Raw genomic sequence first — 11,812 nt, forward strand, 5'->3', positions numbered from 1 at the left:
AGGCTTACTTGATGCCGGTGACCTTGATGACGGTCAGCGGCTGACGGTGGCCCTGACGCTTCTTGTAACCGGTCTTGTTCTTGTACTTGAGGATGCGGATCTTCGGGCCCTTGGTGTGCTCGACGATCTCGGCGGTGACGTTCACCTTGGCGAGGGCATCTGCGGCGGTAGTAACAGTTGCGCCATCGACGAGCAGAACCGGGGTGAGAGCCACGGACGAACCCGGCTCACCCTCGATCTTCTCGACCTTGACGAGGTCACCTTCGGCAACCTTGTACTGCTTGCCGCCGGTCTTGACGATCGCGTACATAGGAGGGCTACCCCTTATCTAGAAAGTCGGCTCGCGGGGCGCGTGTTCGCGCCAGCGCGAGTTGGACGAATGTTCACTGGCTGCCTTGCGGGCATAAGAAAAATGGGTACGGCTGTGCCGTGACCCGTATCAGCCGATGTGGCAGCGACTGTCCAAGAGTACCCGCTACCATACCGGAACGCCAAACTGTGCATTTTTGGCGCGTGTCGCAGACCGGCGGGCGCGGGCGAGTATGTACCCACAGTAGTCGCCCACCACAGGTGCGCGCGAACGCGCCCCCGGGGAGAGCAGAAGGCCACTGTGGGAGGCGCTGGGCGCTCCACAGTGGCCTTGCTCGGCGATCCTGCCGCTAGCTGGTGCTGCTACCGCGGCGGCGACGCGGCGCCGGGGTCTCACCCGTGGCGGCGGCCTTGCGGCGGCCGCGGCGCGCGGGCGCCGGGGTGTCCTCCGCCGCCTGTGCGGGGGCGTCGGCGGCCTTGGTCACGCGCCGCCGGGTGCGGCGGGCAGGTGCCTTTTCTTCCGCCTCCGGCTGCGCGGCATCCTCTGCCGTGGATGCGGACTTAGTGCTCCGTGCCTTGGCGCGGGTGGCCTTCTTCGCCGGCGCGGCGGTGGTGTCACCGTCGGCGCTGCTGCGGCTGCGGCGGGTGCGCTTCGGGCGGGTGGCCTCCTGCGCAGGCTCGTCCTCGCCGGCGATGACAGCGGTGCTGAGATCGCTGGTGACTTCGACAACCTTGACGGCCCGGCGGCGGGTCGTCGTGGCAGCGGCCTTCTCGCCGGCGGCGCGGCGCCGCGTGCGACGCTTCGGCGCGTCCTCGGCAGCCTCCACCGGTGCGGCGTCCTCGGCGGGTGCGGCCGCAGTGGCGGCACGACCCCGGCGGCCGGCGCGCTGCGGCGGCTGCGCGGTGTCCTCGGTGGGCAGTTCCTCAGCGCTGAGGTCCTCACCCAGGGCGACAGCAGCGACGCGGCGACGGCGCGGCGTGGCCTGGGCGCCGGCCTTACGGCGGCGGGTGCGTGCGGCGGGTGCCTGGTCGGCCTCCGGCGCGGTCGCATCCTCGGCAGGGGCCTCCACGGCGGCGGGGGCCTCCGGGGTGGCCGTGCGCTTGCTGCGGCGGCTGCGGGTGGAGGCCGTCACGAACTCGTCGACGTCCTCACTCGTGGCATCCGGGTAGTCCTCCGGGCGCGGCGGGGTGTCACTCCGGCTGTTGCCGCGGGTGGCGCGCTTGCGGCGCGGGGAGGCCTCGAACGCGGCAAGAGCTTCCGCGTAGGTGGAGAACTCCAGGCCGGCGGCGGCCACATCCTGCTGCGGGTCTTCCGCCGGGGTGGCGTGCACCCGCACATCCACATCGGCGTCCTCGTTCGCCACGGCCGCGCCGGCGCGCTGCTTCGCGCCGCGACGGGACGCGCCACTGCGGCGACGGCGACCACGGGAACCTTCTGCCGGCTGCTCCTGCGCGGATGCTGCGGCCGCATCCTCGGCGAGGTGGTCGGCACCGCTCGGCTCGTCGGGGTCTTCCTCGTCGGCCACGGCCACGGCGGCCGCCGCGATCGCGGCGATCGCGTCCGCCGATTCCTCACCCACGGGCGCCTCGTGCAGCTGGGCGGCACCGCGACGGCGCCGGCGACGGCGCGCGGAGGAGGACTCCTCCCCACGGGCGGGCGCGTCCGGCTGCTGGTTGTCGTCGTCGGCGACGATGCTGGCGGCCAGCGACTCGATCGCGGAGTCCACCTGCACGTCGCGCGCGGAGCCGCGGCCACGGCGCTCCTGCGGGGTGGTGTCCTCGGCGGCGGGCGCCTGCGTGCGCTGCTGCTCGGGGGCGTGCTCGCGCTCGTGGGAGCGTTCGTTGCGGCGCTTGCCCTTGGACTTGCCGCGCACGTGCCGCTCCGGGTCGTGGTGCTCCACCGGATCCTCGTGGATGACGATGCCGCGACCCTCGCAGGCCTCGCACTCGGTGGAGAAGGTCTCCACGAGGCCGGTGCCCAGCTTCTTCCGGGTCATCTGCACCAAGCCCAGGGAGGTCACCTCACTGACCTGGTGGCGGGTCCGGTCCCGGCCAAGGGCCTCGGTGAGGCGCCGCAGCACCAGGTCCTGGTTTTCGGGCAGCACCATGTCAATGAAGTCGACGACGATCATGCCGCCCATGTCACGCAGGCGCATCTGGCGGACGATTTCCTCCGCCGCCTCCAGGTTGTTCTTCGTCACCGTCTCTTCGAGGTTGCCGCCAGAACCGGTGAACTTGCCGGTGTTGACGTCGATGACCGTCATGGCTTCCGTGCGGTCGATGACGAGGGTGCCGCCGGACGGCAGCCACACCTTCCGCGACAGCGCCTTGTGCAGCTGCTCATCCAGCCGGTAGTAGGCGAAGACGTCCTTGCCGTCGTGCTCCTTCGGCTCGTAGCGGGTGAGCCGCTCCACAAGGTCGGGGGCGACGGACTTCACGTAGGCCGACACCGTGTTCCAGGCGCGGCGGCCTTCGACGACGAGTTCCTCGAAGTCCTCGTTGAACAGGTCGCGGACGACCTTGACGAGCATGTCCGGCTCCTCGTAGAGGGCCACCGGGCCGGAGGTCTTCTCCTTCTTCAGCTCCGCAACACGGGTCTTGATGTCTTCCCACAGGCCGTGCAGGCGCAGCACATCGGCTTCAATGTCCTTCTCCGCCACGCCTTCCGCGGCGGTGCGGACGATCGCCCCACCGGACTTCGGCACCACGCCGCGCAGGATCTCCTTGAGGCGCTTGCGCTCCGGCTCGGGCAGCTTGCGGGAAATGCCGGCGTTCTTGCCGCCGGGGACATACACGAGGAAGCGGCCTGCGAGGCTGATCTGGGTCGTCAGCCGGGCGCCCTTCTGCCCCACCGGGTCCTTCGTCACCTGCACGAGCACGTAGTCGCCCGCCTTGAGCGCCTGCTCAATCTTGCGGGAACGCCCACCTAGGCCGGTAGAACGCCAATCCACCTCACCAGCGTAGAGCACACCATTGCGGCCCTTGCCGATATCAATGAACGCGGCCTCCATCGACGCCAGCACGTTCTGCACGCGGCCGAGGTAGATGTTGCCCACGAGAGTGGCCTGCGTTTCGCTGGTCACGAAGTGCTCGACGAGCAGCCCGTCCTCCAGCACGCCGACCTGGGTGACCAGGCCCGGGTGGTCGGTGCGGCGGCGGTCGCGCACCACCATGGTGCGGTGCACCGACTCGCGGCGGGCGAGGAACTCCTCCTCGCTGAGCACGCGCTTCTCCCGGCCTTCCTTCCGGCGCTCGTTGCGTCGGCGGCGCTGGGCCTCCAGGCGGGTGGAGCCCTTGAAGCCCTTGGGCTCGGTGATGACCTCCACCTCGTCGTGCGTCGGCAGCGCCGGCGCAGCCGCAGCCTCCTCGGTAGCTGCTGCCGGGGCGGATGCCTCGGCCGCCACGTCCTCGGGGGTGTGCTCGGCGCCCTTGCCGCGGCTGGCGCCACGGCGGCCACGCCGACGGCGGCGGGGGCCGTCCTCGACGGCGTCCTCATCCTCAGCCGCCACGGCGGCCGGGGCGTCGGCGGCCGGGCTGTCGGCCGCGGGGGCGACGAACGTCGGCGGCTGGAACAGCGGGGCTGGGGCGTGCGCCTCGGCGAGCTGGCCGGCGGCCAGCTCCTCGTCCTCGGCGGCGCGGGCATCGTCCTCGAGCTCCGCTTCGCTGAGCACATCGCTGCGCCGGCCGGCGGGGACGAGTTTCTCGTCGACCTTCGCCTCGATCTGCTGGATCTCGTTGGCGACGTTCTTCTCTACCCGCTGGCGGATCTTGTCCTCCCCTGCGGCGGGTACAGCCTCCGCGACGTGTGCGTCGACGAGGAGGGAGTCGAGCAGGCGCTCGGCTTCCGCAGTGGACAGGGTCGACTGGGCGACCTTGACCAGGCCCACCACGTCGAGGGCGGCGATGACGTCCTTCGAGGGCACGCCCAGCTGCTTCGCCAGGGCGTGCACGCGGATCTTCGCCCCGAGCTGCGTGCGGTCGTAGGTCTCGGCGGCCAGCTGCAGCGGGGTGCGCTCCACGGCGGGGGCGGCAGCGGTCGCAGCCGCCTTCTTCCGCACAGTCTTCTTCGGGGCAGCCTTCTTCGGCGCCGCTGGAGCGGTGGCCTTGGCTGCGGGCGCGGTCTTCTTCGTGGCCGTCTTCTTGGCGGCCTTCTTCGGCGCTGCGGCAGTGATCGAGCCGGTCTTCGCCGCCGGCGAGGCCTTCCGGGTCCGCTTGGTGGCCTTCTTCTCCGGGACGACGACCTCGACGACGGGTGCGGAGCTCTCGGCCGCGGCAGCCTTCGTCGCCTTCGCAGTGCTCGGGGCGGCCTTCGTGGCCGCCTTCTTCGTCGTCTTCGCGGTCGTCTTCTTGGCTGCCTTCTTCGCCGGGGTCTTCTTCTGCGCGCCGGCACGCGTGCGGCCGCCGCGCGGCGACAGCTCCGCGGCGACCTCGGCGCCGATCTCGGCGGCCGGGGCCTGCGAGGCTGCCGGAGTGGATGCCGCAGCCTTCCGGCTGCGGGTGCGACTACGGCCCTTGGAGGCCTCGTCGGATGTCGATGTACGAGTGGTCTCAGCCACGAAAAATCTCCTTGATGAGAGCACCGCCGCGCACCCGATACAGCTCGGGGCCTGCGCGTGACGTGCGCCGCCTCCTGGGGCTCGGGTATGCACACCTCGCGAGCTCCACACAGGGACAACGACAGCACGGCCGCCTCCACGTGTCCCGTCGAGGTGATACTCGAAGGGACATGTGGGGCGCAGCCCAGCGTGACAAGTGGCCCACCACAGGCCGGGTTTCTTGTGAACGCACCCCGCGAACAACGCTGGGGTGTCGGCGCGCCCCTCCACGGGGGCGCTGGTGCACGGTCGGCGGGCTGCGCGACATTCGCGCGCCCACGGGTGATGTGCACCGAATGAGGGGGCTTCCCGCGATGACGCGGGAACGCTATGAAAATGTCACAAGGGGATAAAAGAAACCTGGCGAGAACACACTCGCATGCACCATGTGGTGGCACTCGCACGCACGGCGCGGGACCGGTGCACACCAGGCCAAGCCACACGGGGCTGGGGTGTGTCACGGGTGATGCGCGCCCAGGGGCGGGCGGTGCGGGGCACTGCGCGAACCTGATGTTCGCGGGCAGCGCCACGGAATAAAAAGAATCAGTAATGAACGTATGCAGTTGTAGACACGTTCCCACCTGTCGCCGCAGCTGCACACTGTGCCGCACGACAACGTCGGCGGTGGGGGTGCCCATGAATGGGGTGAATCGGATCGTCCGGAGGTGCCGCACGCAACCTGAGAGATCTGCTTCCTGCGTCGACCACGCCCGAACTTCACGGGCGCGGAGCGCAGAGGCATCCACGGGTTGGCATGCCGGCACACGGGTCCTGCCGTCCTATTGTTCCACACTGCACTCCCCCACACGACACCCCGCCCGCCTGCGCCCGGCGCGCGTCAGCTCGCACGCAGCCCCATCCACCCCGTCACGTGACGGCACACAGGGGGCCCGCCACCCCGCGCGGGAGCGTCACGTGACCGGCCGGGGCGGACGCACGCACGGCCGCACCATGGACGCCACCACACACAGAAACGACGGCATGTTTTCCGCCGGGGCAAGTATGCGACCGCCGGAGGAGACAGAATGTATGCGCCATCGCCGCATGCCAGGCCGCCATATATGGATGTTTCTTCGCGCCCGGAGGTGGCACGGGCGCGCCCACCTCACCTACACTTGCCAGTATGGAAAACAACGAGGATCTGCAGTCCACTCCGAGCACGCAGCCCACGGACCAGCCCTCCCCGGAGGAGGCGCGCGCACTCCTCGCGGACGTCGAGCACACCACCGCGCACACCCGCACCCGTGTGGCCGGCCTCAACCGCTGGTTACTCAGCCCCCTGGGTGCTGCCACCACCGCGGTGGCGGGGGCCGCGACGGCGGCCATCATGATCTACGCCTCGCAGGCCCTGCTCATTGCCTTCATCGGCGTCTGCGTCGTCGCCGCTGTCGTCCCGGCAGTGCTGCTGAGCCGGGGAGGCACCCGCGCCGCCTCCCGCAGCCCCCTGCCCGGCACCCCGGAGGAGGCCGCCACCCGGATGCGCCCCGCTGAGATGTGGACGATGGCGGCGTTTTTCCTCTCCCTCGCGCTCACGAACACGGTGCGCATGCAGGAGGGCAGCACGAAGCACATCGCCGCAGTCATCCTCGCGCTCGTGTGCGGGGCGGCAACCGCCGGCTACATGCGCGCGAGCATCGCCCGCACCTACCCCGTGGAGGAGGCGACCCGGTGACGCCCCCGACGGCCGCCTTTGACCCGGCGATTCACCCCATCGCACGCCTGCGGATCTGTGCCGCACTCGCGGCGGCGCGCGCCACCCAATACCAGCGGGAATGCAAGTTCCAGGCCCTGATCGACGCCACGGGGTTGTCGGCGTCGGCGTTGTCGAAGAACCTCAGCGCGCTGGAGGAGTTGGGCTACGTCAGCCGGGTGCGCGAATATGGCTCCACCCGCGCGAAAGATAGCGTGTGGGTCTCGCTGACCCCGGCAGGGCTGCGCGCTTTTGAGGCCCACATGGCCGCCCTGCGGGAACTCAGCGGCGCGGCCACAACCACCCCCTCCCCCAAGGGCTAACCCGGGCCGCGCCGCGGACGGCGGCACAAGGCCTTTAGCGCTCGCCTGCCTGCAGGGCCTGCGGCTGCCGGCCCGCCCGGCGCGCGAGCTCCAGCTCCACGAGCCCGCAGACGGCCGCCGCGGTCGGCACCTGCACCCCGGCCCGGGCGGCCATCCGCACCACCGCCGGCAGCTGCGCATCGAACTCGCAGGGCAGCCCGTCGAGGAAGTCGCGCTGCATCGACGTCGTGGAGCTCGGATCCAAGCCTTCCGCGAACCGTACCGTGGCCGCCACCGCATCCTCCGCCAGCGGGACCCCGCAGGCCCGGCCGGTGCGGGCGACCTCGTCGATGAGGGCGATGAACTGCTCCCGCAGGCCACCATCGGCGCGCCCCGCCAGGAGGACTCCCAGGCGGGCGCGGGCCGCGCAGCCCAGCGCCCCGAAGGTGGCGACGAACATGGCCTTCATCCACACGTCGACCAGGATGTCCTCCCTGTACTCCCCGCCCATGTCTGCGACGTGAAAGGCGTCCATGAGCCGCCGGGCGGCGGCGCGCGCCGCCTGCCCCGTGCCGGGCAGCGGCCCGACGGTGAGGCTGAGCGGGCCCGGCAGGAACGCCACCTCGGCGGGCGCCTGGTAGTGCATGAACCCCCGCACCACCCCGGGGATGACCCAGTGCTCCCCGGGGGTCGTCGGCCACACCGTTCCCAGTGCGTCCGCGATGCGCCCGGGGGCTTCCACCGAGTTCTGGGTGAGGACCACCGGCAGCGGCTCCACCCCATCGAACACCCCGGAGGCCACCACGTTCTCCCCGAGCGCTTTCGTCGCGAGGATCACGCACTCGGGGCGGTCGACCTCCGCGAGGGTGGCGACCGTCGGGATTCGATAGGTGGCGGTCTCACCGAGGTCGGTGAAGGTGAGCCCCTGGCGTTGCAGGCGCTCCAGGGTGGTTCCGCGGGCGATGAACGTGACCTCGTGTCCGGCGGCACTGAGCCGGGCGCCGAAGGTGCCGCCGACGGCACCGGCGCCAACAATTGCGATTCTCATGCGCTCCAGCATAAGAATCAGTGCCCTCCGCGCGCGGCGCGACTACCCCCGCGCCGCCCCTGTGGCCTTGGCGCCCGCGCGGCGACGCTGAAGCGTGAGGTCCGTATCGGTCGCCAGGGCTGCGGCCACGCCAAGCAGGATGAGCAGCACCGTCGGGGTCGCCATGACCCAGGGGGCGCGCTCCACGTAGCGGATCGACTCGCTGAGCACCACACCCCACTCGGGGGAATCGTGGGCGGCCCCCACACCTAGGAACCCCAGGCCCGCCAGTGCGAGCGCGTTGTGCGCCACCCGGGAGGCGGCGTGCCGGACGACCGCCGGCACGACCGTCGGCAGCAGATGCACACCGACCAGCCGCGCCCGCGAGGCGCCCGCCAGGCGGGCCCACTGGTAGTAGCCGGTCGTCTTCGTTTCCGCGACGACGGTGGCGGCGTGCGCGGCCAAAGGAATCCAGCCGACGAGCACCACGGCGTGGGCCGCGGTGACCAAGGAACCGCCGAAAATGCCCGCGAGCACCAGCCCGAGGAGCACCGCCGGCAGCGCGTTGAGCGCGTCACCGACCTGCGCGGCCCAGCGGCCCGACAGGCCCAGCACGATCCCCACCACCGCGCACACCGCCGTCACGGCCACGGCCGTGCCGATGGTGTACACCGCGCCGTGCGCCACCCGCGCCCACACATCCCGGCCCAGCTGATCCGCGCCCAGCGGCAACGCCAAGCTCGGGGGCGCGAGTCGCTGCCCGGGGGTAATCACCACCGGGCGGGCAAGCCCCGCCAACACGAGAAGCAGCGGCAGCAGCACCGCCACGAGGGGTACCAGGCCGCGGGGCTTGGCGTGCACCCGGGCGGCCGAGGTTTCCGTATCGCTGCCCACCAGCGGGGCCAACACCAGCTGGCGCACCAGGTGCGCCACCATGCCGGCCGCCACCCCAATGACCACCACGGTGAGCAGCACCACCTGCAGCACCGGCAGATCCTGGTTGACGGCCGCCCGCAGCGCGGTGGAACCAAAGCCCCGCATCCCGAAGGTGTTCTCCACCAGCACGGTGGAGGCCAGCAAGCCCGCGAAGAACAACACCACGAGCGGGGCCATGGTGGCCGCCGTGCGGGCCATGATGGCCCGGGCGGTGCGCCGGGCGCTCACCCCATTGAGCCGCCAACTGTCCACCCAGGTCTCCGCGGCGACCCCATCAATCGTGATGAGCGCGACGCGGCCCAACAGGCCCGCGGAAGGAATCGCCAGCGCCAGCACCGGCAGGGCGCTTAACCCCGTGACGGGGAACCATCGCACTTTCAGCGCAAAGGTCACCAGCAGCACGACGGCCAGCACGAACTCCGGCACCGAGCCCAGCACCGCCATCGCCGTGACATCGACAGCCCCACCGCGGCGGCCGTGGCGGCGCACCACCCGCAGCAGCCGCGGCAACGCCAGCACATAGGCGAGGATGACGGCCACGAGGGTCGCGAGCGCCGCCACAGTCAACGACAGTGGCAACCCCTCCCATGCGATGGCGGCCGCACTGCGACCCTTGTTCACCCAGCTCGTGCCGAAGTCGAAGGTGAGTGCCCGCCCCATCGACTCCCAGGGGGTCTGCGGCAGATCCAGCTCCGTGCGGATCGCCTCCAGCACCACCGGGTCGGGGGCGCGCTCCGCCTCGCGGGCGCGGAACACCGCCATCGCCGGATCACGGTCGCCGATCCAGGGAAACAGCGCCGCCAACAGCACGCTGCACACCACGAGGCAGACAGCGACCGCGACCTGCGGCAGGCTCCGTCGCAGCGCACGCGCCACACCACCTGCCCCGGCCACCCGGGTGGGCGCAGACGAGGAAGGAGACGCGGTCGGGGCGGCAGGGGCGGCGGTGTTCATAGGCGACACCCGCAGGTGGTGGGAGGAAACCACCCCGCGCCCGGGCGTGCGGGGCACCCGGACGCGGGGAGCGTCGACGATGACGTCGACACGGCAACAAGGAAGGTGAAGGAAGAGAGAAGGAGAAGAACGAGAAAGGAAATAGAAGAAAGAACAGGAGTGCGCGCCCTGGACGGACCAGGCCATGCTGCGGGCGCACGGTGGGGCTGCAGAGCTCCTGCACCCCTTCTTATGCGATTACCCTAATTGGTGCGGTGGGTGTCCCGCACGATGAGGGTGCGCTCGAAGGGATCGAAGCTCACGCCCTCCACGCCGTCGTAGGCGATGAGCGAGTACTCGTGCGCCAGCGGAATCACCGCGTTGCGGCCCACGATCTCCGCGCCGATGGCGGCCGCAGAACGGAAGCGGTCCTCCATGTCGGACTTCTCCGCGGCGGCCGCGATCTGGGCGTCGATGTCGGCGTCGCAGAACTGGCTCAGGTTGTAGGAGCCCTCACAGCTGTAGTCGCTCTGCAGGAAGCTCACCGGGTCGGCCGCACCCAGCTGGTAGTTGCGGGAACCGATGACCGCATCGAACTCGCCGTCCAGCAGGGCCTTCTCAATCGAGTTGTAGTCGGAGACCCGCACGGTGACCTCAAAGCCGGCGCTGCGGAGCTGGTCGGCCACCAGGGAGGCCACCTCCCCGAGCTCGGGGCGCTCCACCCAGGTCGCGAGCACGATCGGCTCCGCCCCGAGCGCTGCCGCATCCGCGGCACCCTCAGTCGTGTTGTGGGAACCAGCGCCCTTCGCCCACGCCGTGTCCGGCACGAACAGCGAGCCCTCGGCCACGCCCGCGTGGCCCTCGTAGACGGCGTCGACGATCTCCTTCGGGCTGATCGCCTTCGCGGCGGCCGCGCGGACGGATTCCTTCGCGAACGCCCCCTTGGCGGTGTTGAGGTGGAGGTACACACCACGGGGAATCGGCGTGGACTCGAGTTCGACGTCGCCGAGGCTGGACAGCTGCGCGATCGGCACCGCCTGCGCCAGGTTGACCTCCCCGCCGCGCAGGGCGTTGGTGCGGGCCCCACCGTCGGTGAGGAAGTCGACGTTGAGCGTCGTGATCTCCGGGGCGCCGCCCCAGTAGTCGGCGAAGGCTTCCGCCGTCGCCTTCGAAGTGCTCACCGAGGTCAACGTGTACGGGCCGGTGGCGTGGCCGACGACGTCCGGGGTGCTGGGGTCCGCCTCGTAGGCCGCGGCCGAGAGGATCACCGTGCCGGCGTCGGCGAAACGCTGCACGAGCACCGGGTCGTCGACCTCGCTGGTGACGGTGACGGTGTTGCCGTCCGCGGCGAAGGTCAGCTGCTTCTTCCCCAGGCCCTTCGGGCGGGAGGCCGCATCAAAAGCGGCCTGCAGGCTGCGCACCACGGCCTCGCCCGTCATGGGGGTGCCGTCCTGGAACTTCACGCCCTCGCGGAGGGTGAACACGGCGGTCTTCCCATCGGGGCGCTCCACCGACTCGGCCAACCACGGGGTGGCCACACCATCGCTATCGAGGCGCACCAGGGTCTCCGCGACGCCCATGCGGGTGGACAGCAGCGCGTCGTCACTAAACGGCGACAGCGACGCCACGGGCTCGAAGGGCAGCGCGATGGCGGCCGCCCCCTGCGGCGCATCCGCGCCGCCGCCCTCGCCGGCGCAGGCCGTCACGCCGAGCACCAGCGCCGGGGTCACCGCCGCGGCGAGCGCCCAGCGCGCCACCCGCGGCAGCGCGCGGGAACGAGGGGCAGAAGAACGAAAAAGAGAAGAATTCTTCACGAGGAGATCACTTTTCTAGGAAATGCGGCCGGGAACACTCACTCCCACACCAACGCCCACGTTGATGCGCGTCACACTGGGTGTTGCGCGGAGGGGTATGGGCGGGGTGAGCTGCACGGATACGGCCGCTACTTTTTCAACGAAATTCAATAAAAGGGCGGGAGCGAAAACATTCACGCCCGCCACGCGTGCAGGGCGCGCACGAC

Annotated in this window: 7 protein-coding genes; 2 read left to right on the plus strand and 5 right to left on the minus strand. The window is 70.7% G+C overall.

Annotation, left to right across the window (positions count from 1 at the left end; translation table 11 throughout):
* Positions 1-4: 4 nt before the first annotated feature.
* Entirely contained in the window at positions 5-310 is a 306-nt protein-coding gene (gene rplU, locus C1Y63_RS04545; RefSeq protein ID WP_106015289.1) for a 50S ribosomal protein L21, read from the minus strand.
* 349 nt (positions 311-659) lie between these two features.
* Positions 660-4,367 carry a translation initiation factor IF-2 N-terminal domain-containing protein gene (locus C1Y63_RS04550; RefSeq protein ID WP_106015386.1) on the minus strand — a complete coding sequence of 1,236 codons (3,708 nt, stop codon included), beginning with the start codon at positions 4,365-4,367 and terminating at the stop codon, positions 660-662.
* A 1,660-nt stretch (positions 4,368-6,027) separates the two neighbouring features.
* Between C1Y63_RS04550 and C1Y63_RS04555 the strand changes: the two genes are divergently transcribed.
* Positions 6,028-6,576, plus strand: a complete 549-nt coding sequence (locus C1Y63_RS04555) for a hypothetical protein (protein ID WP_106015290.1) — start codon at positions 6,028-6,030, stop codon at positions 6,574-6,576.
* Entirely contained in the window at positions 6,573-6,917 is a 345-nt protein-coding gene (locus C1Y63_RS04560) for a transcriptional regulator (RefSeq protein ID WP_106015291.1), read from the plus strand. The genes C1Y63_RS04555 and C1Y63_RS04560 overlap by 4 nt, the downstream gene beginning before the upstream one ends.
* Positions 6,918-6,951: 34 nt before the next feature.
* On the opposite strand, the gene C1Y63_RS04565 is transcribed toward C1Y63_RS04560, so the two are convergent.
* The 3 genes from C1Y63_RS04565 to C1Y63_RS04575 form a co-directional block, all read right to left on the minus strand.
* Positions 6,952-7,944, minus strand: coding sequence for a 2-dehydropantoate 2-reductase (locus tag C1Y63_RS04565; RefSeq protein WP_158256083.1), 993 nt, complete (start codon positions 7,942-7,944; stop codon positions 6,952-6,954).
* A gap of 42 nt (positions 7,945-7,986) precedes the next feature.
* The gene (locus C1Y63_RS04570) at positions 7,987-9,813 is read right to left on the minus strand and encodes an ABC transporter permease subunit (protein ID WP_233195579.1); all 1,827 of its coding nucleotides are present in this window, start codon (positions 9,811-9,813) and stop codon (positions 7,987-7,989) included.
* Positions 9,814-10,055: 242 nt separating this feature from the next.
* Positions 10,056-11,606: an ABC transporter substrate-binding protein gene (locus tag C1Y63_RS04575; RefSeq protein ID WP_233195580.1), complete on the minus strand. Its 1,551-nt coding sequence runs from the start codon at positions 11,604-11,606 to the stop codon at positions 10,056-10,058.
* Between the last annotated feature and the right edge of the window lie 206 nt (positions 11,607-11,812).

The organism is Corynebacterium sp. 13CS0277, assembly GCF_002994655.1.
In the GTDB taxonomy this organism is placed as follows: Bacteria; Actinomycetota; Actinomycetes; order Mycobacteriales; family Mycobacteriaceae; genus Corynebacterium.

Coding starts and splice junctions, on each gene's coding strand:
- rplU (WP_106015289.1), bottom strand. CDS start 310: ATGTACGCGATCGTCAAGACCGGCGGCAAGCAGTACAAGGTTGCCGAA.
- C1Y63_RS04555 (WP_106015290.1), top strand. CDS start 6,028: ATGGAAAACAACGAGGATCTGCAGTCCACTCCGAGCACGCAGCCCACG.
- C1Y63_RS04565 (WP_158256083.1), bottom strand. CDS start 7,944: ATGAGAATCGCAATTGTTGGCGCCGGTGCCGTCGGCGGCACCTTCGGC.
- C1Y63_RS04570 (WP_233195579.1), bottom strand. CDS start 9,813: ATGAACACCGCCGCCCCTGCCGCCCCGACCGCGTCTCCTTCCTCGTCT.